The organism is Pseudonocardia nematodicida (assembly GCF_040105385.1).
Lineage (GTDB): Bacteria > Actinomycetota > Actinomycetes > Mycobacteriales > Pseudonocardiaceae > Pseudonocardia > Pseudonocardia nematodicida.
Window position 1 is genome coordinate 166094 of the sequence record NZ_JBEDNQ010000006.1, and the last position, 25215, is coordinate 191308.

A 25215-nucleotide genomic window follows, 5' to 3' on the forward strand; every position below is an offset into this window, starting at 1 on the left:
CCCGGCGGAGGAACGTCCGGCCGACCTGCCCGGTTCCCGTTCGGGGGTGTCCCGCCGCACACCGGGCCGCGGCGGTGTGGGAGAACTGTTGCGACACGCTCGGTGACGCCGGGGGACCGGTCCGCACACGACCGTCGGACCTCCCCGCCCGTGCCGTGGGCGTGAGGTCGGACGGGGTCGGGAGGGGCGGGCGGATGGCACCGGGCGCGGCGGACGGACCGGCGGGACCTCCGGGTCCGGACGAGCCGGACCGGCCCGCGGGCGCCGGCCGCGACCTGCCCGCCGCCGCCCTGCGCCGCCCCCGCCGGACCGCGTCCCTCCTGGCCGCCGGGCTCGCCGCCTCCGCCGTGCTCGCCCTGCTCGCGTCGCCGGCCGACCCCGCCGGTCGCCCGCCGGCGCCGCAGCCGGCGCCGGCCTCCTCGGCCGCGGTCGGCCCGACGACGTCGGCGCGGGCCGTGCCCGGCCCCCTCCCGGTGGTACCGGCGGGCCCGGCGGCGATCGGTCCGGGCACCGTCACCGAGACCGCCGGCGCGGGCCTGTGCACCGCGGGGTTCGTGCTCACCGCCGGGCCGCGGACGTTCCTCGCCCAGGCCGCGCACTGCGCCGGGACCGGCGACGAGACCGCGACCGACGGCTGCGTCTCACCGACCGTGCCGCTGGGCACGCCGGTGACCGTCCGCGGAGCCGGCCGGACCGTGACCGGCACGCTCGCGTGGAGCTCCTGGGTGACGATGCAGGCGCGCGGGGAGACCGATCCCGACACCTGTGCCTTCAACGACTTCGCACTGGTCGAGCTGCCGCCCGAGGCCGCGGACGCGGTCGGCGCGGCGGTGCCGTTCTTCGGTGGCCCCGGGACCGTCCGGACCGCCCCGCCACCGCCCGGCACCCCGGTGTTCGGTCTGGCCAACCCGGCCGACGAGCGCGGGGTGCGCACCGTGACGGCGCGGGCCGGGGCGATCGGCGGCCGGCTCGGCGGCGGCTGGGCGCACACCGTGCACACCATGGACCCGGGCGTCGCCGGGGAGTCCGGCAGCCCGCTGCTCGACGACCGGGGCCGGGCGGTGGGGATCCTGTCCAGCCTCACCGTCGGCGACCACCCGTCGATCGAGTACACCGACCTCGGCCGGGCCCTGGGCTACGCCGCCCGCACCGACGGACCGCCCGGCCTGATCCCGGCCCCCGGTCCGGCCTTCACCCCGGCACCGTCCGGAGTGGACCCACGCTCGCTCGCCGTCCCCGCCGGTCCCGGCCTCGGGCCCTGATCCGCCCCGCCGCGCGCTCGTTCCGCTCCGTTCCGGGCCCCGGGCAGGGGAGGCCGGCGCGGGTCAGGCGTAGACCTTGGGGTCCAGGGTGCCGATGTAGGGCAGGTCGCGGTAGCGCTCGGCGTAGTCCAGCCCGTACCCGACGACAAACTCGTTCGGGATGTCGAAGCCGACGTAGCGCACCGGGACGTCGACCTTCACCGCGTCCGGCTTGCGGAGCAGCGTGACCACCTCCAGCGAGGCGGGTGAGCGGGTCTGCAGGTTGTTCAGCAGCCAGTTCAGCGTGAGACCGGAGTCGATGATGTCCTCGACGATCACGACGTGCCGGCCGGCGATGTCGCGGTCGAGGTCCTTGAGGATCCGCACCACGCCCGACGACGAGGTGGCCGACCCGTAGGAGCTGACGGCCATGAACTCGAGCTGCGCCGGGATCGGCAGCGCGCGGGCGAAGTCGGTCATGAACATGACCGCGCCCTTGAGCACGCCGATCAGCACCAGGTCGGTGTCCCGGCCGTCCTGCACGAGGTCGGAGTAGTCCGCGGCGACCTGCCTGGCCAGCTCGGCGGTCTTCTCCTGCACCTGTTCCTCGGTGACCAGTACCGACGAGATGTCACCGTCGTACACGCGCTCCCGACCCCCTCGTTCCCCGGGGTCCGGGCCCCGGTCGATGCTGCGACCGGCGCGCAGCCGTCACGCGCCGTCACGCCCCCAGCGGCGGTGGCGCAGCACGAGCCTGCCACGCGCGCGGGCCAGGTCCAACCCGCCGCCCAGCGCCGGACCGCCCTGGCCCCGCCACCGTCCGAGGAGATCGTCGGCGGCGCGCAGCTGCTCATCGGTCAGCGCGCGGGCCCCGTGATCGGCGAGCCATTCCCGCAGGACCCGGCGCCGCAGGGCGGCCGGGGCCGCCGCCAGGACGGTCGCGTCGAGCTCCGCGACGGCGTCGGCGTCCGGACCCCCGGGCGGGGCCGGGGACGGCTCCGGCGGGCCGGCGGGGGCCGGGTCGCTGTCGCGGGAATCACCCGGAGGTGCGACGGGCGGTCCGGCAACGCTGTCACGGATCGTGTCCGGCGTCGTACCGTCCGGTCCGGCGGCGCCGGCCGGCTCGGCCGCGGCGCGCAGCCGGGCGGCCTCGGCGGTGAGCGCGTCGTCGTCGTCGCGCAGCTGGGCGGCGGTGCGGCCGAGCGCCGCGGTCACACCACCGCCGAGGACGTCCTCCAGCAGCGGCAGGATCTCGTAGCGGAGCCGGGAGCGGGCGAACCGCGGGTCGGTGTTGTGCGGGTCGTCCCAGACCGGGAAGCCCGCCTCCGCGCAGGCGACGACCGTGGCCGCCCGGCGCAGTCCCAGTAGCGGGCGCAGCCACGGCTGCGACCAGGCCCGCATGCCCGCCAGCGAGCGGGCGCCGGATCCCCGGCCGAGGCCGAGCAGCACCGTCTCGGCCTGGTCGTCGAGAGTGTGGCCGAGCAGCACCGGCGACTCCGGGTCCGGCCGGGCGGCGAGCAGCGCGGCGCGGCGCACCCGCCGGGCCGCGGCCTCGATCCCGCCGGGACCCGTCACCTCCACCCGGCGCACGGTCGCCTCCACCCCGTCCGCGCGGAGCCGCTCGGCGAGCGCGGCGGACCGCTCCGCCGAGCCGTCCTGCAGCCCGTGGTCGACGACGACGGCGTGCACCGGCCCGGGCACGACGGACCGGACCGCGAGCAGCAGCGCCGTCGAGTCGGCACCGCCGGAGCAGCCGACCACGGGTGGTGCGGCGCGGACCCGCTCGGGCAACGCCCCCCACGCCGTGCGCACCGCGTCGCGGACGCGCTGCACCGCCTGCTCGGCCGTCATCGGCGTCCACGGGGAGCCGGCCGTGCCGCGGACGCGGCGACGGGCAGGAGGGCGGGCACCGGCACCGGCCGGGTCAGCCGACGCGCCGCAACCACGCCTGCGCGTCGGTCAGCTCCGCCCGGGTCGGCAGCGTCTCCGGCGACTCCCAGGCCCGGTTGAGCCCGGACATCCCGGCGGCCGCCTCGACCTCCCGGCAGAACGCGGCGCCGACGGCGTACTGCCGCATCTTCGCCTCGACCCCGAGCAGGGCGCGCAGCAGCCGGTCCACGACACCGCCGCCGCGCCGGCGCTCGGTGAACCGCCGCCGGATGACCGCGACGTCCGGCACCACGTCCGGGCCGACGGCGTCCATCACGTGGTCGGCGTGCCCCTCCAGCAGCGTCGACAGCGCCAGCAGCTTGTCCAGCACGGCGCGCTGCTCGGGCCCCTGCAGCAGCTCGACGAGCGCGAGCACGTCCGGGCGCTCACCCTCGACCGAGCGCAGCGAACGGATCGCCTCCGGCAGCCGGGTGAGCTTCGTGGAGTCGGGCTCCTGCAGCGTCAGCAGGTCGGTGACGAGCCCGGCGAAGTGGTCCCGCAGCCACGGCACGGCGGTGAACTGCAGCCGGTGGGTGGCCTCGTGCAGGCACACCCAGAGCCCGAACTGCTCGCCGTCGACGTCCAGCGCGGTGGTGACGGCGTGCACGTTCGGCGCGACGACGATCAGCCGCCCGGCCCGGTCCGGCCCGCCGAACGGGTCGTACTGGCCGAGCACCCGCGCCCCCATGTAGGCCAGCAGCGTGCCCAGCTGGACGCCCGCGCCGGCCGAGGTGACCGTGCGCAGCGGCCGCGCGGTGGCCGGCAGCTCCGCTCCGGAGGTCAGCACGTCCATCCCCTCGACCGCGGCACGAGCCCACGCGGGCCGGTCCAGCACGTCGGCGGGCAGCAGCGGGAGGTCGTGACCCAGGCCGGTGACGTCCCGGACGTGGCCCTCGGCGCGCGCGGAGTCGGTGCGCAGCCGGTCGACGAGCTCCGCGGCGGCGGCCGGGGTGGTGCGCGGGCCCGGTGGCATGAGCCGGGCGGCGGTCGCGGCGGCCAGCGTCCAGTTGACGGGCAACCCGCGCTCGACGGGCCGGGCGGGGGCCGACTCGCTCACCGTGGCCGGGCCGGACGTGTCGGCGTGCATGCTCTCCACGCTACCCGCGACCGCACACCCGGCCGGGTGGATCAGTACCGAGGTTCGCGCTCAGCCACGGCAGCCGCACCGGGACAGGGTCGCGGCGACGCCGTCCAGGGCCGGCCGGGCCTCGCCCGGTGAGGTGCCGTTGGAGAGCAGGGCGAACACGAGCAGCCGGCCGTCGACGTCGCTCACCACCCCGGCCAGGCTCGACGCCCCGCTCAGGGTGCCGGTCTTGGCCCGGACCACGCCCCGGCCGGCGACCGACGGGCCCTCGCCGAAGCGCTCGGCCAGCGTGCCGCCGCCGCCGGCGACCGGCAGCCCGGACAGGATCGGCCGGAGGTACTGGACGTCGCTCGGGCTGTCCGACTGGGCCGCGGCCGAGGCGAGCACCTGCCCGAGCAGCCGGGCCGGGATCAGGTTGTCCCGGGACAGGCCGCTGCCGTCGGCGAGCTGCATGCCGGCCACGTCGTAACCGGCCTGGACCAGCGACTCGCTGACCGCCCGGGACGCGCCGTCGAACGAGGCCTCGGTCTCGCGCATGACGGCGACCCGACGGACCAGTGCCTCGGCGGTGACGTTGTCCGACGAGGTGAGCATGTACTCGACCAGGCTCGCGATCGGCGGCGACGAGACGCTGGCGATGATCTGCGAGTTCGGGTCCGCGGCACCCTCGCGGACCTCGTCGGCCCCCAGCGCCCGGGCGAGCGCCTGCCCGGCCGCCCGGGCCGGGTCGCTCGACCGGGCACCGTTCTGCTCGAGCGGGTCGATGCGGCCGCCGTCGAGCATCAGCGGGGACATCGGCGCGATGAACCCGTCGGCGACGTCGGTGGGCCCCCATCCCGGGGAGACCTCCGGCCCGCTCCACTGCCGCGTGTCGGTGTAGACGGTCGTGATCGGCCCCTCGACGGCCGTCCGGATCTGCTCGGCGAGCTCGTCGATCCGGGCCGGCTCGGGGTACAGGCCGTCCTCGCCCTCGGGCAGCGCGGTCAGCGACGGGTCGCCGCCGCCGACCAGGACGACCGAGTCCGGGGTCGGGCCGGGCACCACCCGGGTGGGGATCCGCTCCGTCGGGTTCAGCGTGAGCAGGGCCGACGCCGCGGTCAGCAGCTTGGTCGTGGAGCCGGGCACCATCGCCCGCTCGCCGTCGCGCTGCCAGATCGGGTCGGCGCCACGCGGGGCGGAGGAGTCCAGGACGACGCCCGTCACGTCGCCGAGCGCGGGCGAGTCCAGCTGGTCGGCGAGCGCCTGGGTGATCCCGGCGGCGGTCGGCGCCGGACCGGACGGGGTCAGCGGGCGCAGCGCGGGGATCGGGACCGGCGGGTACTGCGCGATCTCCTCGCCCAGCCCGAGCCGGTTCCGGGTGTCCGGCTCGGCGAGGGCGACCGCGCCGAACAGCGAGGCCATCGCCATCACCGCGACCGCGATCACCGCGATCCGGCGGACGCCGCGCTCGGGCCGGCGATGCCTGCGTCCCACTCCGCCTCCTGCTCGATCCGACCCGACCTGTCCGGCCGGTGGTGCGACGCTGCGCACACTCGGGTCCGGAGAGGGTCACCGGCCTGCACCCGCGCTCCCCTGGTCCATCACACTAGGGGGCAGGACAGACGACGCCGGAGCGGGCGGGCCATCTCCAGGCCGTCCGGGACCGGTGCGACCGTGACCCTCCAGAAGGAGCAACGAACCGTGGACTTCGACGTCACCATCGAAATCCCCAAGGGCGGCCGCAACAAGTACGAGGTCGATCACGAGACCGGCCGGATCCGGCTGGACCGGACCCTGTTCACCGCCACCCAGTACCCCGCCGACTACGGGTTCATCGACGACACCCTCGGCGAGGACGGCGACCCGCTCGACGCGTTGGTCCTGGTCCAGGAGCCGACCTTCCCCGGCTGCGTCATCCGCGCCCGTGCCATCGGCATGTTCCGGATGAAGGACGAGGCCGGCGGCGACGACAAGGTGCTCTGCGTCCCGGCGAGCGACCCGCGCCAGGAGCACCTGCGCGACATCCACCACCTGGCCGAGTTCGACCGGGCGGAGATCCAGCACTTCTTCGAGATCTACAAGACCCTCGAGCCGGGCAAGAGCGTCGAGGGCGCGTCCTGGGTCGGCCGCGCCGACGCCGAGCGCGAGATCAAGGCCTCCTACGAGCGGGCGAAGCACGAGGGCCACTGAGGCCCCGACCGACCGCACCCCACGGCCCACGGCCCACGGCCCACGACCCCACGACCCACGGCCCCACTCATGGAGCTTTAGTTCGGTATCCCCGAACCAAAGCTCCATGAGTGGGTGGTGGGGAGGGGTGTCAGGCCTTCTCGAAGACCGCCGCGAGGCCCTGGCCGCCGCCGATGCACATCGTCTCCAGGCCGTAGCGGGCGTCCCGGCGCTGCATCTCCCGGGCCAGGGTGGCCAGGATCCGGCCGCCCGTCGCGCCGACCGGGTGGCCCAGCGAGATCCCGGACCCGTTGACGTTGGTCCGGTCGAAGTCGGCGTCGGTGAACTTCCACTCCCGCGTGCAGGCCAGGACCTGCGCGGCGAAGGCCTCGTTCAGCTCGATCAGGTCGATGTCGGCCAAGGTCAGGTCCGCCGCGGCGAGCGCCTTCGCCGTCGCCGGGACCGGGCCGATGCCCATCGTCGCCGGCGGCACCCCGCCGATCCCCCACGAGACGAGCCGCACCAGCGGGCGGAGCCCCAGCTCCTCGGCCTTCTCCGGGCTGGTCACCACGCAGATCGACGCGCCGTCGTTCTGCCCGGAGGCGTTCCCGGCGGTCACGGTGGCCGCGTCGTCGTCACGGCCCAGGATCGGGCGGAGCTTCCCCAGGATCTCCGGCGTCGAGTCGGGCCGGATGTGCTCGTCGGCGTCGACGACCGTGTCGGCCTTCCGGCCCTTCACCGTGACCGGGACGATCTCGTCGGCGAACCGGCCGGCCGCCTGCGCCGCCGCGGCCCGCTGGTGCGAGCGGGCGGCGAACTCGTCCTGCTCCTCGCGCGGGATCGAGTACTCCCGGCGCAGGTTCTCGGCGGTCTCCAGCATCCCGCCCGGTACCGGGTGGTTCTTCCCGCCCGCGGTGACCCGGCCGCGGGCCAGCGCGTCGTTCAGCAGCACACCGGGGCCGCCCTTGACGCCCCACCGCATCCCGGTCGAGTAGAACGGCGCGCCGGACATCGACTCGGCGCCACCGGCCAGCACGACCTCGGCACCCCCGGTCTGCACCTGGGCCGCCGCGTAGAGCACCGCCTGCAGGCCGGATCCGCAGCGCCGGTCGATCTGGATCCCGCCGGCGGTGACCGGGAGGCCGGCGTCCAGCGCCGCGACGCGGCCGATCGCCGGGGCGTCCATCGTCGGGTAGCAGTGGCCGAGCACGACGTCGTCGACGGCGGACGGGTCCAGCCCGGTCCGCTCCATCAGCGCCGCGATCACGGTCGAGGCCAGGGTGTGGGCCGGGACGTCGCGCAGCGACCCGCCGAAACCGCCGACGGGCGTCCGGAGGGGTTCGCAGATGACGGCATCACGCATGGACTTCAGCTCTCCTCGGGGGTGTGGGACGGCGGGTCAGACGTACTGGCGGGTCAGCCACTCGGCGACCACGGCGGGCTTCTCCGAGCCCTCGATCTCGACGGTGATCTTCGTGCTGACGTGCACGCCGCCGGTCACGTCCGCGACGTCGACGATCTCGACCCGGCCGCGCACCCGGCTCCCGACGGGCACCGGGGACGGGAACCGGACCTTGTCGAGGCCGTAGTTGACGCCCATCCGGGTGCCCTCGATCCGGTAGACACCCTTCAGCAGCACCGGCAACAGCGACAGCGTCAGGAAGCCGTGCGCGATCGTCGTCCCGAACGGGCCGCCACGGGCCCGCTCCGGGTCGACATGGATCCACTGGTGGTCGTCGGTCGCATCGGCGAAGCCGTCGATCCGGTCCTGCTCGACCGTGATCCAGTCGGAGGTGCCGATCTCGGTACCCTTCGCCGCCCGCAGCTCGTCGACTCCGTCGAAGACGCGCATCCGGTCCCACTCCCGTCGTCGGTTCGTCGCTCCCCGGCGACCGGTCGTCGCCGGAGGCGGTACCGCTCACCTTTCCACACGGCACCCGCGCCGGTCGTCGTCGAACGACGTCGCGCGCCCCACACGCCCCGGCCCGCGGATCAGCGCGGTCTTGGCTATCGTCGGTCGACGAGGAGCCGCGTCGCACCCGACGGCGGAGGTTCCGACGTGAAAGGCCGACTCGCGAGATGAACCCACCGACCCCGACCGCCGCAGATCATCGGCGATGAGCGCACCGACCGTGACGCCCGGATCCGACCGGCTCGTGCACCGGGCGGTCCCGTGCCGGGGCCCGGAACACCAGGCCGAGGTGTTGGCCGGCCCGGTCACCGGAGCGCTGGAGCGCGGGTGGCGCGCGCTCGTCGTCGTCGAGGCGGACTGTCGTCGTGAGCTGGAGCGCTCGCTGGGCCCGGACGCGGACGTCGACTGGTGCCCGCCGGAACGGATGCACTCGGCGCCGCCCTTCACCGTCGCCGGCCGGTGGGGCCGCTCGGTGCGCGACGCCCTGTCCGACGGCGCCGCCGGCGTGTGCACCGTGGGCCAGCTGATGGACCTGCCCGACACCGATCCGGCGTACTGGACGCGACTGGACCTGGCGCTGACGCACGCCCTCGACGGGATGCCGGTCATGATGCTGTGCTGCTTCCCCGACGACGACCACACCCGCGCCCAGGCGTCCGAGCTGCACGACGAGCTGCTCATGGACGGCGCCCCGGTGCCGAGCACCACCCGGCGCGACGAGCACGAGCTGCTCCGGGAGCACCCGCAGCCGCCACCGGCCGACCTCGGCGTCCCGGCCGTGTCGCTGCCGGTGGACCTGGCCGGGCTGGGCGCGATGCGGCGCGTCGTCGAGCGGGAGGCGACGCTCGGCGGGCTGGGTCCCGGCCGGGCCGAGGACCTGGTGCTGGCGGTGAACGAGCTCGTCAGCAACGGGATCGAGCACGGCTCGGGCTCCCCGCTGCTGCGGATGTGGCACACCGGTGACGCCGTGGTCGCGGAGACGACCGACCCGGTGGCGGGCCGGCTGGCGTTCCCGGGGCTCGCCGCCCCGCCGCTGGGCGGGCGGCGCGGCCGGGGACTGTGGCTGGCCTCCGAGCTGACCGACGTGCTGCAGGTCTGGACCGCCGAGGACGACCCGGGGCGGGTGCGCGGCACCGTCGTCCGGGTCACGATGACCCCGCCGTGAGCCGACCCGATCCCGCCCCCGATCCCGTCGCCCGCTTCCTGCGCCTGGTGACGGGGCCGGAACCCGCACTCGACGAAGGCGCCCTGGCCATCGCCGCCGGCGCCGGTGCCGGCCCGGCGGCCGCCGACCGGGCGCGGGCCGAGCTCGACGAGCTCGCCGACGGCGTCGACGGGCTCGACGCGCTGCTGCACCGGCTGTTCACCGACGCCGGGTTCACCGGCAACACCGCCGCCTACGCCGACCCGCGCAACTCCGACCTCACCGAGGTGCTGGCGCGCCGCACCGGCATCCCGATCACGCTGTCGGTGGTGACGATCGAGGTCGGCCGGCGGGCCGGGATCGTCCTGGAGGGGGTCGGGATGCCGGGCCACTTCCTCGTCCGCGAACCCGGGTCGCACCGGCACATCGACGTCTTCGACCGCGGGCGCCGGCTCGACACGGCCGGCTGCGAGGCGCGCTTCCGGTCCTCCACCGGCGCCGGCCCGGAGGTCCCCTTCGGACCGGAGCTGCTGCCCCGCACGTCCACCCGGCAGATCCTGGCCCGGATGCTGGAGAACCTGCGCGCGATCCACTCCCGGTCGTCGGACCACGTGAACCTGGAGTGGGTGCTGCGGATGCGGCTCGGCCTGCGCCACCGGGGTCCGGAGCTGATCCGCGAGCTCGGCGACGTGCTGGCCGCGCAGGCCCGGTGGGACGAGGCGGCGAGACTGATGGAGTCCTGGGTGGACGGTCCGGGCCGCGGGGCGCGGATCGAGCCCGAGGTGCTCGACGAGGTGCGGGTCGAGGCCCGGAAGCACCGGGCGCACCTCAACTGATCAGGTGTGCGGCGCCCGGGTCGGCGCGCCGGAGTCCTCACCGAACCGCCACGGCTGCCCGGTCGACTCGAGCACCGCCATCCACAGGTCCCCGTGCGGGTCGACCTGGTTGCGCCGGCTGACCGCGAGGGTCATCGGGATGTGCACGAACCGGCGCCGCACCCGTCCCACCACCATGCCGGTGCGCCCGGACATCGCGGCGTGCACCGCGGCCTGGGACAGCCGGACGGTGTAGACGCTGTCGTACGGGTTCGCCGGGACGCTGCGGATCAGGTAGCTGGGGTCGACGTAGCGGACCGTGGTCTCCATGCCCGCGCCGGAGAAGGCCTCGCCGATCCGGTCCTTCATCCACGGCCCGATGTCGGAGAGCTTGGCGTTACCGGAGGCGTCGGTGCGCCCGACCGGCGGCAACAGCTCCTGCCCGGCCCCCTCCGCGACGACGACGACCGCGTGCCCCCGCTGCTCCACCCGGCGTCGCAGGTGGTGCAGCAGCCCGGTCTCGCCGTCGAGCTCGAACGGGACCTCCGGGATCAGCACCGCGTCGGCGTCCGAGCGCACCAGCGAGGCGTAGCAGGCGATGAACCCGGAGTGCCGGCCCATCAGCTTCACCAGCCCGACCCCGCCCGGAGTGGACTTGGCCTCCACCGTGACCGACCGGATCGCCTCGCTGGCCTGGGAGAACGCCGTCTGGAAGCCGAAGCTCTGGTCGATGAACGGGATGTCGTTGTCGATCGTCTTCGGGATGCCGACGACGGCGATCCGCAGACCCCGCTCGGCCACCACCCGGACGATCTCCATCGCGCCGCGCATCGTGCCGTCGCCGCCGATCACGAACAGCACGTTGAGGTGCATCTGCTCGAGGCAGTCGACGATCTCCTCGGGGTCCTGCGGGCCGCGCGAGGTGCCGAGGAAGGTGCCGCCGTCGACCGGGATGTCGCGCACCGACTCCGGGCTCAGCTCGACGACGTCGTGCCCGTAGCCGGAGACGAAGCCGCGGTAGCCGTTGCGGAACCCGACCACCCGCCGGACGCCGTAGTGGTAGGTCAGCGTGCGGACCAGTCCGGAGATGACGTCGTTGAGACCCGGGCACAGCCCGCCGCAGGTCACGATGCCGGCGCGGGTCTTCGACGGGTCGAAGTAGATCTTCCGCCGCGGGCCGCAGGGCTCCAGGCCGGGCAGGTCCTCCAGCTTCACCCCGCGCGCGGAGATCCCGGCCGCGGTGTCGTCGAGCAGCACGCGGTCACCCGAGTCGACGTAGTGCTCGGTGGTGCGCCGGGCGTCGAGCAGCGGCGCCAGCGGCGAGGTGATCCGACCCGGTCCGAGGGTCTCGATCTCCAGGTCCTCCGGCGTGATGCTGCTGTACTCCCAGGTCGTCACGCGCTCCCCTTCTCGATCGATCACGTAGGGGTCCATGGTTCCGCACCACGGTCGAGCACGTCGAACGGGGCCCGCCGGGTGTGGCCCCCGTCGCTATCGGCACTCCGCCGGGAACAGGCGGGCGAGGGCCGAGCGGGCCGTGGGCGAGGTCCTCCAGGGCGACGGCACCTTAGGCTGGTCCCGTGCCACTCGCCCTGATCACCAACGACGACGGCATCGCGTCGCCCGGCCTGCACGCGCTCGCGAGAGGTGCCCGCGACGCCGGCTACGACGTCGTGGTCGCCGCTCCGGCCACCGACGCGAGCGGCGCCGGCGGGTCCGTCCGGTCGGTCACCGACGACGGCCACACGCCGGTGGAGGAGCCGAGCATCGCCGAACTCGACGGGATCCCGGCGTTCGCGGTCGCGGGGGATCCGGCCTTCATCGTGCGTGCCGCCGGGCAGGGCTGGTTCCGCCGGGAGCCCGACGTCGTCCTGTCCGGGATCAACGTCGGCGCGAACACCGGCGGCCAGGTGCTGCACTCGGGCACCGTGGGCGCGGTGCTGGCCGGGTCGCTGAACGGCTGGTCGGGGATCGCGCTGTCGCTGGCCTGCGGGCTGGGGCTACCGGAACGCCCGCACTGGGAGACGGTCACCGGGCTGCTGCCCGACCTGCTGGGGCGGCTCGCCGCCCGGCCCGCCGGGACCGCGTGGACGGTGAACGTCCCCGACGTCGGAGCGGGTGAGCTTCCGCCGCTGCGCGAGGCGGAGCTGTGCGCGACCGGCGCGGTGCGGGTCCGGATCTCCGAGCGCGCCCCGGAGCGCGGACCGGACGGCGTGCGGCCGGCCGGCCTGCGGGCGCTGGTGTCCGAGGAGCACGGCGAGGCGCTGCCCGGCACCGACGTCGCGCTGCTCGCCGCCGGCCACCCGACCGTCACCGAGCTGACCCCGATCGGCTCCCGGACCGGGGTGACCGGCTACCCGGACGCGGCGGCCGCGCCGAGCGGGGACAGCGTGCGGTAGCGAGGCGCGGTCAGGACGGCGACGCCCGCCGGGTGCCCGCGGAACGCCGTCCGCAGGGCCCCGGCGACGTCCGGTGTGGAGCCGGAGCTCACGCCCGCGCCCGCGCGAACCGCTCGGAGGCGTCGGCCCAGTTGACGACGTTCCACCAGGCCTTGACGTAGTCCGGCTTCACGTTCTTGTACTGCAGGTAGAAGGCGTGCTCCCACATGTCGAGCAGCACGATCGGAGTCTGCCCGGCGGGGAGCTGGGACTGCTGGTCGTAGAGCTGGTGGACCAGGAGCTTTCCGCCGAGCTGGTCCCAGCCGAGGATCGCCCAGCCGGAGCCCTGGATGGTGGTGGCGGCGGCGGTGAAGTGGGCCCGGAAGGCGTCGAAGGAGCCGAAGTCGGCGTCGATGGCGGCGGCGAGCTCGCCGGTGGGCTCGTCGCCGCCCTCGGGGGAGAGGTTGGTCCAGAACGCGGAGTGGTTGACGTGGCCGCCGAGGTTGAACGCGAGGGTCTTCTCCAGCCCGACGATGGCGCCGAAGTCGTTCTTGTCGCGGGCCTCGGCGAGCTTGTCGAGGGTGGCGTTGAGGCCCTGGACGTAGGTGTTGTGGTGCGTGGAGTGGTGCAGCTCCATGATCTCGGGCGCGATGTGCGGGGCCAGTGCGCCGTAGTCGTAGGGCAGGTCGGGAAGGGTGTAGTCGGCCATGCGACCGAGCTTCGGACCTGAACTCGACTTCAGGTCAAGTGTGAGCTAGTTCTCGTCGCGTCCGGTCAGCGCGTGCTCCAGCTCGTCGGCCCGGTGCACGACCTGGCGGAACGGGAACTCGAACCCGTCCAGCGCGGCGGAGTGCAGCGGGATCGAGTGCCGGAAGACCAGGACACCCTCCTCGGCGGCCAGGCCGCCGATCACCGACGGGCCCGCCAGCTCGAGGGCCTTCACCGGGTCGATCTCACCGAGCCGGGCCACCGGGGACTCGATCAGCACCCACTCCTGGTCCGGGTCCGCGACGGCCGCGGCCGCGTCGGTCACCTCGACACCCGGCTGCGCGGAGCCCTCCTGCAGCCGTCGCACGACGACGAGCTGGGTCCGTTCCCCGGTCGTCGGGAGCCGGAAACGGAGCTCGTCGGCGCCCTGCCGGACGACCTCGTACCGCACCCACACGTAGGACTTCAGGTCCTCCCAGGTCGCCACCGCGCGCCTCCCCCTCGTGTCGCCGTCCATCCCGCCGCCGGCCGTGCCGGACGACGGTCCGGGCGCGACCCTAGCGTGGCGGCCGACCGGGGCCGGACCCGTCGTCAGGCTCCGGTGGTGATCAGCTGCTCGACCGGGGCCCGGTCGTCGGTCAGGACCGGGGCGTCGCCGGTGAACGCGGCGGTGCGGGCCGGGTCGAGCACCGCCCGGGACTCGCCGTAGCCGGCCACCGCGGCCTCCAGCGCGGCCGGGTCGATCGGCCGGTCGGTACCGACGACCACGACGTTGCCGCCGCCACCCGGCTGGAACTCGTCGGGCCGGGCGATCAGCATGGTGTCGCCGAACCGCGAGTCGACCGTCGCGGTCGCGGCCCGGACCAGGGCGAGCGGGTCGCGGTCGATCACGTTCAGCACGTAGAGGCCGCCCGGTCGGAGCACCCGCGCGACCTCGTCGTGGAACTCCGCGGTGGTCAGGTGCCAGGGCACCGAACGCGCGCCGAACGCGTCGCCGACGACGACGTCGGCCGAGTCGTCGGGCAGTCCCGCGAGGTTCACCCGGGCGTCGCCGGTGCGCACGGTGGTGCCTCCGATCGCGCCGCCCTCGAGCTCGCGGACCGCGAGATCGATGACGCCGGCGTCCAGCTCGAGCACCTCCGACGTGCTCCCGGGGCGGGTTGCGGCGAGCCAGCGCGGCATGGTCAGCGCGCCGCCTCCGATGTGGACGGTGTCGAGCGGCTCGCCGGCCGGGAACGCGGTGTCGATGGTCGCGGCGAACCGCTGGGTGTAGGCGAACTCCAGGTGCGCCGGGTCACCGAGGCGGACGTAGGAGTGCCGCAGGTCGTCGAGCACCAGGTAGCGGCCGGCCGGGTCCGCGGGGTCCGGGGTGACCGCGGCGCAGTAGTACGTGGTGTCGGCGTCGCAGCGGCCCGGGACGGCGACCAGCGCGACGGCCAGCACGACCGCGGCCGTGCCGCCCTGCACGATGTCGCTCCGGCGCCGCCACGGCGCGACGACGAGCCCGAGCACCAGGCACATGCCTGCGGTGACCAGCAGGATCGCGCTCACCGGCAGCAACGCGACCAGCACGAACCCGGTGAGGAACACCCCGGCCAGCGACCCGAGCGTGCCGGCCGCGGACAGCCCGCCGACGACCTCGCCGGAGCGGTCCAGCCCGGTCAGCCGGGCCTTGGTGACGGCCGGGGTGACCGCGGCCAGCGCCGTCACCGAGACCAGTGTGGACGCGGCGACCAGCAGCACCGCCGCGGACGCCCCGGCGCCCAGCACCGGCCCGAGCACGCGGACCAGGGGCCGGACGGCGAGCGTCCCCAGCCCGCCCACGACCAGCATCAGCGCGGCGACGGCGACCGGGTCGTGCCGGTCGGCCCACCGCCCGCCGAGCGCGGCGCCGGCGGCGATCCCGGCCAGCGCGACCCCGATCACCGCGGTCGTCGACTCCAGGGTGAGGCCGACGTAGGGCGCGACCAGCCGGGTCGCGAGGGTCTCGACGACCAGGATCGCCGCCCCGGAGACGACGACAGCGGTCCGGGCGAGGGCACGACGCACCCGGCCATGGTGCAGGACCCCGGCCGGGCCCCCGTCGACGGTGCCGCTCGGCGCAGACGCCCGCCGCGGCCCGGTCCGACGGCAGTGCGTACCGGGTCAGAGGCCGAGGTGACGGGCGATCAGCATCTTCTGCACCTCGGAGGTACCCTCGCCGATCTCCAGGATCTTCGCGTCCCGGTAGAAGCGCCCGACCGGGTACTCGTTCATGAAGCCGTAGCCGCCGAAGATCTGGGTGGCGTCGCGGGCGTTGTCCATCGCCGCGTTCGACGAGACGAGCTTCGCGATCGCCGCCTCCTTCTTGAACGGCTTCCCGTCCACGAGCAGCCGGGCGGCGTGCTGCCACGCCAGCCGCGCGGTGTGCGCGCGGGTCTCCATCTCGGCGATCTTGAACTGGATGGCCTGGTAGCTGCCGATCGTGTTCCCGAAGGCCTCACGCTCGCCGGCGTAGCGCACCGACTCGTCGACGCAGCCCTGCGCGAGCCCGACCGACAGCGCGGCGATCGCGACCCGGCCCTCGTCCAGGATGGACAGGAACTGGGCGTACCCGCGGCCGCGCTCGCCGAGCAGGTTGGCCGCCGGGACGCGGACGTCGTCGAAGAACAGCTCGCGGGTGTCCGAGCAGTTCCAGCCGACCTTCGAGTACTTCTCGCTCACCGTGAACCCGGGTGTCCCGGACGGGACCAGGATCGCCGAGATCTCCTTGCGCCCGTCGGGCTTCTCGCCGGTCACGGCGGTGACGGTGACGACCGAGGTGATGTCGGTGCCGGAGTTGGTGATGAAGCACTTCGACCCGTTGATCACCCACTGGTCGCCGTCGAGGCGGGCGGTGGTGCGGGTGGCGCCGGCGTCGGACCCGCCGCCGGGCTCGGTCAGCCCGAACGCCCCGAGCGTGCGGCCGGCGGCGAGGTCGGGCAGCCAGCGGGCCTTCTGCTCATCGGTGCCGAAGCGCAGGAGCGGCATCGCGCCGAGTCCGACGCCGGCCTCGACGGTGATCGAGACCGAGGAGTCGACCCGGGCGAGCTCCTCCAGGGCCAGGCACAGCGCGTAGTAGTCGCCGCCCATGCCGCCGTGCTCCTCGGGCACCGGCAGGCCGAACAGGCCCATCGCGCCCATCTTCGCGACGACGTCGTAGGGGAACTCCTCGCGGATGTACAGGTCCCCGATCACCGGGGCGACCTCCTTGCGCGCGAACTCCTCGACCGAGACGCGCAGCGCCTCGTACTCCTCCACAGAGGTCATGACGTTCCCTCCCCGGTATCGGGCTCGACGACCGCCAGCACCGCGTCCTTCGCGACGGTGGCTCCGGCCCGGGCCCGCAGCTCGCGCACTGTCCCGTCGACCGGGGCGGTGAGCACGTGTTCCATCTTCATGGCCTCCACGACCAGCAGCTTCTGCCCGGTCACGACGGTCTCGCCCTCACCGACCTCGACGACGGTCACCGTGCCGGGCATCGGCGACACGACCGGTCCGCCGGCCGCCTCCGCAGCGGTGCGCGCGGCGTCGAGCGGTTCCTGCTCGCGCACGCTCCAGGTCCGGCCGTCCCGCGAGATCCACAGCAGACCGCCGGGGTCGTGGGCGGTCCGGTAGCGGCGGGTGCGTCCGTCGTGGGTGTGCTCGAGGACCCCGGGTGCGACGGCGGCGGTGCGGCACCGCACGAGCGGCACGTCCGCGGTGACCGACGCGGGTCGCGCTCCGTCGTCCGTGGTTCCGGTGTGCGGATCGGCCCGGCCGGGGAGGGCGAGCTCGAACCCCGCGGCCCGCCCGCGCACCCGGGTCTCGACCGTCCCGTCCCCGCCGACGACCAGGCGTCGCACGGTCCAGGCCGGCTCGCCGACCCGCCAGCCGCCGGGGACGTCGAACGGGTCGACGACTCCCGTACCCGGCTCCAGGCGCAGCAGCGCCTGACCGGCGACGGCACCGAGCACGTCGTCGGGGACCTCGGTGTCCACCAGCGCGGCGCCGCGGCGGGCGATCAGGCCGGTGTCCAGGCGTCCGGCGCGGACGTCGTCGTCGGCAAGCAGGTTCCGCAGGAACCCGATGTTGGAGTCGAGCCCGAGCAGCACGGTGTCCCGCAACGCGCCGTCCAGCCGGCGCAGCGCCTCGTCCCGGGTCGCGCCGCGCGCGATCACCTTGGCGAGCATCGGGTCGTAGTCGGAGCCGACGACCGTGCCGGTCGCGATCCCGGAGTCGACCCGCACCCCGGCCGGAGGGGTCCAGTCCAGCACCGGGCCGCCGCTCGGGAGGAACATCAGCGTCCCGTCCGCGACGGCGGCGGTCTCGGCGTAGACCCGGGCCTCGACGGCGTGCCCGGACAGCACGACGTCGTCCTGCCCGATCGGCAGCGGTTCCCCGGCCGCGACACGGAGCTGCAGCTCGACCAGGTCGAGGCCGGTGACCTCCTCGGTGACCGGGTGCTCCACCTGCAGCCGGGTGTTCATCTCCAGGAAGAAGAACTGGTCCGGCCGGTCGCTCGACACGATGAACTCGACCGTCCCGGCGCCGGTGTAGCCGACCGACCGGGCCGCGTCGCAGGCCGCGGCGCCCATCGAGGCCCGCTGCGCGTCGGTGAGCAGCGCCGACGGCGCCTCCTCGACGATCTTCTGGTGCCGGCGCTGCAGCGAGCACTCCCGCTCGCCGAGGTGCACGACGTTCCCGTGCGCATCGGCCAGCACCTGGATCTCGATGTGCCGCGGCGTGGTGACCAGCCGCTCGACGAGCAGGGTGTCGTCGCCGAACGAGCCACGCGCCTCGCGGCGCGCCCCGGCGATCGCGTCGGCGAGCTGCTCCTCGGCGTGCACCTCCCGCATCCCCTTGCCGCCCCCACCGGCCGAGGGTTTGAGCAGCACCGGGAAGCCGATGTCCGCGACGATCTCGCGAAGGTCCGCATCGGACAGACCGGCGCCGTCCGACCCGGGCACCACCGGCACCCCGGCCGCGGCGACGGTCGCCTTCGCGCGGATCTTGTCGCCCATCGCCTCGATCGCCGACGCCGGCGGCCCGACGAACCTGATCCCCGCCTCGGCACAGGCGGCCGCGAAGGCGGTGTTCTCGGACAGGAACCCGTAGCCCGGGTGGATCGCCTGCGCGCCCGTCGCCCGCGCCGCGTCGAGCACGGCGTCGATCGACAGGTACGACTCGGCGGCGGCCGCCGGTCCGATGCGAACCGCCTCGTCGGCGGCGCGGACGTGCGGGGCGCCGGCGTCGGGGTCGGAGTACACGGCGACGCTGCGCACGCCGAGCGCGCGCAGCGTCCGGATCACCCGCACGGCGATCTCGCCGCGGTTGGCGACGAGCACGGTGTCGAACATGCGCGGTGTGGTCATCGCGGCCCTCACATCCGGAAGACGCCGAAGGCCGGCTCGGCCAGCGGCGCGTGGGCGGCGACGGACAGGGACAGCCCCAGGACGGTGCGGGTGTCGGCGGGGTCGATCACGCCGTCGTCCCACAGCCGGGCGGTGGAGTAGTACGGGTGGCCCTGGGTCTCGTACTGGGCCCGGATGGCGTCCGGATCCGCGCCGGAGCCCACGGTGCCCAGCACGGTCGCGGCCTGTTCCCCGCCCATCACCGAGATCCGGGCGTTCGGCCACATGAACAGGAACCGCGGCGAGTACGCCCGACCGCACATCGAGTAGTTCCCGGCGCCGAACGACCCGCCGATCACCACGGTCAGCTTCGGCACCCGCGTGGAGGCCACCGCGGTGACCATCTTCGCGCCGTGCCGGGCGATGCCGCCCGCCTCGTACTCACGGCCGACCATGAACCCGGAGATGTTCTGCAGAAAGACCAGCGGTATGCCGCGCTGGTCGCAGAGCTCGACGAAGTGCGCGCCCTTGACCGCGGACTCGGAGAACAGGATCCCGTTGTTCGCGACGATCCCGACCGGGTGGCCGTGGATCCGGGCGAAGCCGGTGACCAGCGTCGTGCCGAACTCGGACTTGAACTCGCCGAACCGGGAGCCGTCGACGATCCGGGCGATCACCTCACGCACGTCGTACGGGGTGCGGGAGTCGGTCGGAACGGCGCCGTAGAGCTCCGCCGGGTCGACGACCGGCTCCTCGGTGGGTACGACGTCCCACGGCCGGGCGGCCCGCGGACCGAGGGTGCCGACGATCGCGCGGACCCGGCGCAGCGCGTCGGCGTCGTCGGCGGCGAGGTGGTCGACGACGCCCGACGTGCGCGCGTGCAGGTCCCCGCCGCCCAGCTCCTCGGCCGTCACGACCTCGCCGGTCGCCGCCTTCACCAGCGGCGGGCCGCCCAGGAAGATCGTGCCCTGGTTGCGGACTATCACCGACTCGTCGCTCATCGCCGGCACGTAGGCGCCGCCGGCGGTGCAGGAGCCGAGCACCGCGGCGATCTGCGGGATGCCCGCACCGGACATCCGGGCCTGGTTGTAGAAGATCCGTCCGAAGTGGTCGCGGTCGGGGAACACCCGGTCCTGTTCGGGCAGGTAGGCGCCGCCGGAGTCGACCAGGTAGATGCACGGCAGCCGGTTCTCCCAGGCGACCTCCTGGGCGCGCAGGTGCTTCTTGACCGTGACCGGGAAGTAGGTGCCCCCCTTGACGGTCGCGTCGTTGGCGACGATCACGACCTCGCGCCCGGCCACCCGCCCGACGCCGGTGATCATCCCGGCGCCGGGGGCCTGGCCGTCGTACATCTCGTGTGCCGCCATCGGCGACAGCTCCAGGAACGGCGACGACGGGTCGACCAGGGCGTCCACCCGGTCCCGCGGGAGCAGCTTGCCGCGCTCGACGTGCCGGGCCCGGGAGCGCTCGGGGCCGCCGAGCCGGGCGCTCGCCAGCTGTGCGTTCAGGTCGGCGACCAGGTCGCGGTGCGCCGCGGCGTTCGCGGCGAACCGGTCGCCGGACGGGTCGACGGCGCTGCCGAGCCTCGGCGCTGCCTCGGGGACCAGCATGTCCGCACCCCTTCGTTAACGGTCGTTAACATGTTAGCGGTCATTAACGCACGTCGTCCAGGGCGCACCTCGGGGGACTCAGGGGGATCACAGCGCCCGGTCACTACGGTGACGATCGTGCGCCTGCTACTGGTCGAGGACGAGAAACCGCTGGCCGAACTCGTCCGGCGCGGCCTGGCCGCGGAGGGACACGAGGTCGAGATCGCGCACGACGGCAACACCGGCCTGCAGTACGCACTCTCCGGACGGCACGACGTGATCGTCCTGGACATCATGCTGCCCGGGCTGTCCGGCTACCGGATCCTGCAGCACCTGCGCGACCGCGGCGTCTGGACGCCGGTGCTGATGCTGACCGCCAAGGACGGCGAGTACGACGAGGCCGACGCGTTCGATCTCGGCGCCGACGACTACCTGACCAAGCCGTTCTCGTTCGTCGTGCTGCAGGCCCGGCTGCGCGCCCTGCTGCGCCGCGCCGGGGAGGCGGCGCCGACCGTGCTGCGGGTCGGCGACCTGACCCTCGACCCGGGCACACACCGGGTGCACCGCGGCGAGGTCGAGATCTCGCTGACCCCGCGCGAGTTCGGGGTCCTCGAGCATTTGATGGCGCACCCCGGGCAGGTCGTCACCAAGACCGACATCCTGCGGTCGGTGTGGGACGCCCACTACGACGGCGAGGTCAACGTCGTCGAGGTCTACGTCGGCTACCTGCGACGCAAGATCGACACTCCGTTCGGCACACGCAGCATCGAGACGCTGCGCGGCGTCGGCTACCGCATGCCCGAACCGGGAGCCGGCGCACCCTCCTGACCACCGGGATCACCACCTCGAGGGGTACACCAGGGTCGTAGCCACATGATCGACCTACTCCCCTGTACCCCTCACGGCTCGTCAGCGGCGGCTGTTCGCGCGTGACGCGGGGGTGCGGTCGCGGCCGGGGGTGGGTGCGGGCTCTTCGGGGTCCGGGTCCGCCAGGCGGGTGATCGGGATGGGGCGGGTGGCGTACTCGTCGTAGGGGCTGCCGACGGTGTTCGGCCGGATCGGCAGCGGGCCGGTGGGCGGGTCCGTCCGGGGCTCCGGCCGGGGGCCGGGCACGTCGCCGTCGGCGGTGCGTCCAGCCGATGCCGGGATGCCGGCGGGCGGGCCGGCCACCGGCTCGTCGCCGTTCGCGACACGGGGGAGGCCGGGCGGGGGCGTCGTGCCGTTCCGCGCCGGCGCCCACGGCGGGGGTGTGGCGGGCCCGCCGGTCCGCCCCCCGTGCGGCGGGGCGCCGGCCGGTGGCCACGGCGGGGGCGCGTCGGAGCGGCCGACCGGCGCCCAGGGTGCGGGCGTGTCCGGCCCGACCACCGGCGAGCCGGGCGGCGGGGTGGCCGGCCCGCCGACAGGCGCCCGGGGCGGCAGGGCGGGAGCCGGGCGCGCTCCCGCGCCGCGGCCCGCCGGGCCGTTCCGGCGCACGGGGAAGGTGATCCGCGGGATCGGGCCGGACGGACGGTCGTCGCGCAGCTCGCCGGGGTCGGCGGCGGCCTGCGCCGCGCCGCCGGCAACCGGCACCGCACCGGCCCCGGACGGGGCCGCCACCGGCTCCACCGGGGGTGCCGATCGGCCCGCCGCCGGTCCGCCGGTGGTCCCGCCGCCGGGCCGACCGGCCTCGGACCCGTCGTCGCCGGGGCCGGTGTCACCGGACCCGATCGCGTCCGGCTCGAGGCCGTCGAGGTCGGGGTCGGGGTCGATCTCGGAGTCGATCTCGGAGTCACCGGACACGACCGCCGGGACCGTCACCCGGAACCGCGCGCCCCCCAGCTCCGGCGACTGGAGGGCCGCCACCGTGCCGCCGTGCGCGGCCACGAGCTCGGCGACGATCGACAGCCCGAGACCGGAACCGCCGTCACCCCGCGAGCGCGCCTCGTCGAGCCGGACGAACCGCTCGAAGACCCGGCCGCGGTCCGCCTCGGGCACGCCGGCGCCGTCGTCGTCGACGTCGATCACCGCGACGCCGTCGGACTCGCGCACCGACACCGCCACCACCGACGACGCGTGCCGGCGGGCGTTGTCCACCAGGTTGCGCAGCACCCGCACGAGCTGGCCGCGGTCCCCGACCACCCGGACCGGCGCGGTCGTGACCCGGATCTCGATCGCCGCGGAGCCGGCGGTGGCCGGCGCGGCCGGACGCGCGCGCTCGGCCTCGGCGATCTCGTCGAGGTCGACCTCCTCGCGCCGGGGGGCCAGGCCGCGCTCGTCGGCGCGGGCGAGGAAGAGCAGCCCCTCGACCAGGCTGGTCAGCCGGCTGGCCTCGCCGCGCAGGGTCTGCACGGTGGCCCGGTCCGCGGAGTCCTCGGGCATCCCGGTGCCGAGCAGCTCCAGGCCGGTGGAGACGGTGGCGAGCGGGCTGCGCAGCTCGTGGCTGGCGTCGGCGACGAAGCGCCGCTGTGTGGCCTGCGACGACTCGATCCGGCCGAGCATCTGGTTCATCGTGCGGGCGAGCCGGCCGACCTCGTCGCGCGCGACGGGTTCGGGGACCCGCCCCGACAGGTCCTTCTCCCCCATCCCGGCGACCTGGGCCCGCATCTCCTCCACCGGGCGCAGCGCGCGGCCCGCGAACAGGTAGGTGAAGAACCCGGACACGAGCACGAGCACCGGGACACCGAACAGCACGAGCCAGCCGACCGTCTCGACCGCCGAGTGCGCCGACGTGAGCTCCTGGGCGGCGTAGACGGTGATCGGTCGGCCGTTCGCCCGGAACCCGACGCCGACGACCATCGCCTCCACGACGGTCCCGTCCGCGTCGGACAGCCGGATCGGGACGTCCTCCTCGACGCGGGTGTCGCCCGGCACCAGCAGCCAGTCGACGATCGGGTCCTGGTCCTCCAGCGGGTCCGAGGCCCCGAGGACCTGGACGTCCTCCTGGTCGCCGTTCGGACCGACCATCCAGTCGGGGGCGTTGGACTCGTCGCTGTAGGCGGTGACGACCTGGACGATGTCGTTCCGCTTGCCGGTGGCGTCGACGGCGTTGCGCTTGGCGTCGCCGGTCCCGGAGAAGTTCGCCGCGATCCGCTCACCGAGGATCGTCGCCTGGTCCTCGGTCGACGCGCGGGTGTTGCTCGTGAGCGTCTGGTCGAGCAGCAGGACCAGCGCGGCCCCCGCGACGACCAGCACCATCGCGACCGACAGCGCTGCCGCGAGCGCGGAGGCCGCACGGACGCCGGTCCGCTCGCGCAGACGCCGCAGGATGCCCATCACACCGGAGAGGGTATCGGCGAGAGCCTGAGCGCTTCCTGAGACGAGGAGTGAACGATCGTTAACCCGGGCCGGTACGATCGGCGGGTGGCCAGCGCCGGGAGCCCGTCCGTGCCGTCGTCGGAGGGTGCCGCGCCGACCCGGCGCGAGCAGATCCTCGCGGTGTCGGCCCGGCTGTTCGCCCGGCACGGCTTCCACGGGGTGTCCATCTCGGACCTGGGCGCGGCCGTCGGGGTGAGCGGGCCGGCGCTCTACCGGCACTTCCCCGGCAAGGAGGCGCTGCTCGCCGAACTGCTGATCGACATCAGCGAGCGGCTGCTGGCCGGCGGACGGGCCCGTGCCGGGCACGCGGACCCCCGCACCGCCCTGACCGAGCTCGTCGACTTCCACGTCGGGTTCGCCACCGGTGAGCCCGAGCTGATCGTCGTGCAGGAGCGCGACCTGGCCAACCTGCCCGACGAGCCGCGCCGCACCGTGCGCCGGCTGCAGCGCACCTACGTCGAGCTGTGGGTCGACACGCTGCGCCGGGTGCACCCGGAGATCGCGCCGGGCGAGGCGCGCACCGTCGCGCACGGGGTGTTCGGGTTGCTCAACTCGACCCCGTACGCACCTCCCGCGGCACCGGGGTCCGATCCGGACGCGGACGCGCGGACGACGGTGCTGCGCCGGATGGCGCTGGCGGCACTGAACGTGGGCGGACCCGCCGGGCGGGGCATGGAGCGGATCGCGGACGGGTAGCCCGCCGGGGACCGATCGGTCGCACACGATCGACGCCCCTGCGGAAGGAGCAACCGTGCCCCAGCTCAGCATCGGCACCGAGAACGGCAACCCGGTCGAGATCCACTACACCGACCAGGGCAGCGGGCCGCCCGTCGTCCTGATCCACGGCTGGCCGCTGTCCGGACGCTCCTGGGAGAAGCAGGTGCCGGCCCTGGTCGGGGCCGGCCATCGCGTGATCACCTACGACCGTCGCGGCTTCGGCGAGTCCTCGCAGCCGTGGGACGGCTACGACTACGACACCTTCGCCGACGACCTGCACGCCCTGCTGATCCACCTCGACCTGCGCGACGCCACGCTGGTCGGCTTCTCGATGGGCGGCGGGGAGGTCGTGCGCTACATCGCGAAGCGCGGGACCGACCGGGTCGCGAAGGCCGTGCTGGCCGCCGCGGTCCCGCCCTACCTGTACAAGTCCGACGACAACCCCGACGGCGGTCTGGACGACGCCACCATCGAGCAGTTCCAGGCCGGCGTGACCGGGGACAGGATCGCGTTCCTCGAGGACTTCACGACGAACTTCTTCACCGCCGGGGACCGGAGCGACCTGATCAGCGAGCCGAACCGGCTGTACCACCGCTCGATCGCCGAGTTCGCCTCGCCGAAGGGCACCCTGGACTGCATCACCGCGTTCGGCCGCACCGACTTCCGCGACGACGTGCAGAAGGTCTCCGACGCCGGCGTCCCCACCCTGGTGATCCACGGCGACGCGGACGGCATCGTCCCGTTCGAGGTCTCCGGGAAGCGGTCCCACGAGTCCGTCAAGGGCTCGCGGCTGGCGCTGATCGAGGGCGGCCCGCACGGGCTCAACGCGACGCACGCCGACGAGTTCAACCGCGTGCTGATCGACTTCCTCGCGAGCTGACCGTAGGCGGGGCGGGTTCGTCGAG

At 74.6% G+C, this 25215-nt stretch carries 22 protein-coding genes; 8 read left to right on the forward strand and 14 right to left on the reverse strand.

All coding sequences use genetic code 11. From position 1 onward, the window contains the following. Nucleotides 1-194 precede the first annotated feature (194 nt). Entirely contained in the window at nt 195-1262 is a 1068-nt protein-coding gene (locus WIS52_RS16120; RefSeq protein WP_349299072.1) for a serine protease family protein, read from the forward strand. A gap of 63 nt (nt 1263-1325) precedes the next feature. On the opposite strand, the gene hpt is transcribed toward WIS52_RS16120, so the two are convergent. The 4 genes from hpt to dacB form a co-directional block, all read right to left on the reverse strand. Further along, entirely contained in the window at nt 1326-1886 is a 561-nt protein-coding gene (hpt, locus tag WIS52_RS16125) for a hypoxanthine phosphoribosyltransferase (RefSeq protein ID WP_349299073.1), read from the reverse strand. A 66-nt stretch (nt 1887-1952) separates the two neighbouring features. Further along, the gene (tilS, locus tag WIS52_RS16130) at nt 1953-3092 is read right to left on the reverse strand and encodes a tRNA lysidine(34) synthetase TilS (protein ID WP_349299074.1); all 1140 of its coding nucleotides are present in this window, start codon (nt 3090-3092) and stop codon (nt 1953-1955) included. A 73-nt stretch (nt 3093-3165) separates the two neighbouring features. Next, the gene (locus WIS52_RS16135; RefSeq protein ID WP_349299075.1) at nt 3166-4257 is read right to left on the reverse strand and encodes a zinc-dependent metalloprotease; all 1092 of its coding nucleotides are present in this window, start codon (nt 4255-4257) and stop codon (nt 3166-3168) included. A gap of 60 nt (nt 4258-4317) precedes the next feature. Further along, nucleotides 4318-5727 carry a D-alanyl-D-alanine carboxypeptidase/D-alanyl-D-alanine endopeptidase gene (gene dacB / locus WIS52_RS16140; protein WP_349299076.1) on the reverse strand — a complete coding sequence of 470 codons (1410 nt, stop codon included), beginning with the start codon at nt 5725-5727 and terminating at the stop codon, nt 4318-4320. Nucleotides 5728-5934: 207 nt separating this feature from the next. Here dacB and WIS52_RS16145 point away from each other — a divergent pair, with 207 nt between their 5' ends. Next, nucleotides 5935-6423: an inorganic diphosphatase gene (locus WIS52_RS16145; RefSeq protein ID WP_349299284.1), complete on the forward strand. Its 489-nt coding sequence runs from the start codon at nt 5935-5937 to the stop codon at nt 6421-6423. Between the two features lie 130 nt (nt 6424-6553). Here WIS52_RS16145 and WIS52_RS16150 read toward each other — a convergent pair whose 3' ends face one another. After that, nucleotides 6554-7765, reverse strand: coding sequence for an acetyl-CoA C-acetyltransferase (locus tag WIS52_RS16150; RefSeq protein WP_349299077.1), 1212 nt, complete (start codon nt 7763-7765; stop codon nt 6554-6556). A gap of 36 nt (nt 7766-7801) precedes the next feature. Beyond that, nucleotides 7802-8254 carry a MaoC family dehydratase gene (locus tag WIS52_RS16155; RefSeq protein ID WP_349299078.1) on the reverse strand — a complete coding sequence of 151 codons (453 nt, stop codon included), beginning with the start codon at nt 8252-8254 and terminating at the stop codon, nt 7802-7804. Between the two features lie 265 nt (nt 8255-8519). Here WIS52_RS16155 and WIS52_RS16160 point away from each other — a divergent pair, with 265 nt between their 5' ends. Next, complete coding sequence (locus WIS52_RS16160; RefSeq protein WP_349299079.1) at nt 8520-9479, forward strand: ATP-binding protein; 960 nt, start codon at nt 8520-8522, stop codon at nt 9477-9479. Further along, a complete protein-coding gene (locus WIS52_RS16165) occupies nt 9476-10294 on the forward strand; it encodes a transglutaminase-like domain-containing protein (protein WP_349299080.1) in 819 nt (272 codons plus the stop codon). The genes WIS52_RS16160 and WIS52_RS16165 overlap by 4 nt, the downstream gene beginning before the upstream one ends. Here WIS52_RS16165 and WIS52_RS16170 read toward each other — a convergent pair whose 3' ends face one another. Continuing rightward, nucleotides 10295-11671 (reverse strand): ATP-dependent 6-phosphofructokinase, encoded by a 1377-nt coding sequence (locus WIS52_RS16170; RefSeq protein ID WP_349299081.1) that lies wholly within the window; start codon nt 11669-11671, stop codon nt 10295-10297. A gap of 182 nt (nt 11672-11853) precedes the next feature. On the opposite strand from WIS52_RS16170, the gene surE reads away from it, so the two are divergent. Next, the gene (gene surE, locus WIS52_RS16175) at nt 11854-12672 is read left to right on the forward strand and encodes a 5'/3'-nucleotidase SurE (RefSeq protein WP_349299082.1); all 819 of its coding nucleotides are present in this window, start codon (nt 11854-11856) and stop codon (nt 12670-12672) included. An 88-nt stretch (nt 12673-12760) separates the two neighbouring features. Here surE and WIS52_RS16180 read toward each other — a convergent pair whose 3' ends face one another. The 6 genes from WIS52_RS16180 to WIS52_RS16205 form a co-directional block, all read right to left on the reverse strand. Then, nucleotides 12761-13360 carry a superoxide dismutase gene (locus tag WIS52_RS16180; protein ID WP_349299083.1) on the reverse strand — a complete coding sequence of 200 codons (600 nt, stop codon included), beginning with the start codon at nt 13358-13360 and terminating at the stop codon, nt 12761-12763. A gap of 45 nt (nt 13361-13405) precedes the next feature. Further along, complete coding sequence (locus WIS52_RS16185) at nt 13406-13846, reverse strand: hypothetical protein (protein ID WP_349299084.1); 441 nt, start codon at nt 13844-13846, stop codon at nt 13406-13408. Nucleotides 13847-13950: 104 nt separating this feature from the next. Next, nucleotides 13951-15408, reverse strand: a complete 1458-nt coding sequence (locus tag WIS52_RS16190) for a fused MFS/spermidine synthase (RefSeq protein ID WP_349299085.1) — start codon at nt 15406-15408, stop codon at nt 13951-13953. 96 nt (nt 15409-15504) lie between these two features. Further along, entirely contained in the window at nt 15505-16647 is a 1143-nt protein-coding gene (locus WIS52_RS16195) for an acyl-CoA dehydrogenase family protein (RefSeq protein WP_349299086.1), read from the reverse strand. Beyond that, nucleotides 16644-18731: an acetyl/propionyl/methylcrotonyl-CoA carboxylase subunit alpha gene (locus WIS52_RS16200; RefSeq protein WP_417715019.1), complete on the reverse strand. Its 2088-nt coding sequence runs from the start codon at nt 18729-18731 to the stop codon at nt 16644-16646. Before WIS52_RS16200 ends, WIS52_RS16195 begins: the two co-directional genes overlap by 4 nt. An 8-nt stretch (nt 18732-18739) precedes the next feature. After that, nucleotides 18740-20320, reverse strand: coding sequence for a carboxyl transferase domain-containing protein (locus WIS52_RS16205; protein WP_349299087.1), 1581 nt, complete (start codon nt 20318-20320; stop codon nt 18740-18742). A gap of 117 nt (nt 20321-20437) precedes the next feature. Between WIS52_RS16205 and WIS52_RS16210 the strand changes: the two genes are divergently transcribed. Beyond that, nucleotides 20438-21127, forward strand: coding sequence for a response regulator transcription factor (locus WIS52_RS16210; protein ID WP_349299088.1), 690 nt, complete (start codon nt 20438-20440; stop codon nt 21125-21127). An 81-nt stretch (nt 21128-21208) separates the two neighbouring features. Here WIS52_RS16210 and WIS52_RS16215 read toward each other — a convergent pair whose 3' ends face one another. Next, entirely contained in the window at nt 21209-23551 is a 2343-nt protein-coding gene (locus WIS52_RS16215) for an ATP-binding protein (RefSeq protein ID WP_349299286.1), read from the reverse strand. Between the two features lie 87 nt (nt 23552-23638). On the opposite strand from WIS52_RS16215, the gene WIS52_RS16220 reads away from it, so the two are divergent. Further along, entirely contained in the window at nt 23639-24289 is a 651-nt protein-coding gene (locus WIS52_RS16220) for an SACE_7040 family transcriptional regulator (protein WP_349299089.1), read from the forward strand. Between the two features lie 55 nt (nt 24290-24344). Further along, nucleotides 24345-25190, forward strand: coding sequence for an alpha/beta fold hydrolase (locus tag WIS52_RS16225; RefSeq protein ID WP_349299090.1), 846 nt, complete (start codon nt 24345-24347; stop codon nt 25188-25190). Nucleotides 25191-25215 lie beyond the last annotated feature (25 nt).

What these genes read in the sequence shown, in the direction of transcription:
- WIS52_RS16180 (WP_349299083.1), bottom strand. Translation starts at nt 13,360, where the DNA reads ATGGCCGACTACACCCTTCCCGACCTGCCCTACGACTACGGCGCACTG.
- WIS52_RS16135 (WP_349299075.1), bottom strand. Translation starts at nt 4,257, where the DNA reads ATGCACGCCGACACGTCCGGCCCGGCCACGGTGAGCGAGTCGGCCCCC.
- WIS52_RS16215 (WP_349299286.1), bottom strand. Translation starts at nt 23,551, where the DNA reads ATGGGCATCCTGCGGCGTCTGCGCGAGCGGACCGGCGTCCGTGCGGCC.
- tilS (WP_349299074.1), bottom strand. Translation starts at nt 3,092, where the DNA reads ATGACGGCCGAGCAGGCGGTGCAGCGCGTCCGCGACGCGGTGCGCACG.
- WIS52_RS16200 (WP_417715019.1), bottom strand. Translation starts at nt 18,731, where the DNA reads ATGACCACACCGCGCATGTTCGACACCGTGCTCGTCGCCAACCGCGGC.
- WIS52_RS16150 (WP_349299077.1), bottom strand. Translation starts at nt 7,765, where the DNA reads ATGCGTGATGCCGTCATCTGCGAACCCCTCCGGACGCCCGTCGGCGGT.
- WIS52_RS16195 (WP_349299086.1), bottom strand. Translation starts at nt 16,647, where the DNA reads ATGACCTCTGTGGAGGAGTACGAGGCGCTGCGCGTCTCGGTCGAGGAG.
- WIS52_RS16160 (WP_349299079.1), top strand. Translation starts at nt 8,520, where the DNA reads ATGAGCGCACCGACCGTGACGCCCGGATCCGACCGGCTCGTGCACCGG.
- WIS52_RS16155 (WP_349299078.1), bottom strand. Translation starts at nt 8,254, where the DNA reads ATGCGCGTCTTCGACGGAGTCGACGAGCTGCGGGCGGCGAAGGGTACC.
- WIS52_RS16205 (WP_349299087.1), bottom strand. Translation starts at nt 20,320, where the DNA reads ATGCTGGTCCCCGAGGCAGCGCCGAGGCTCGGCAGCGCCGTCGACCCG.
- WIS52_RS16120 (WP_349299072.1), top strand. Translation starts at nt 195, where the DNA reads ATGGCACCGGGCGCGGCGGACGGACCGGCGGGACCTCCGGGTCCGGAC.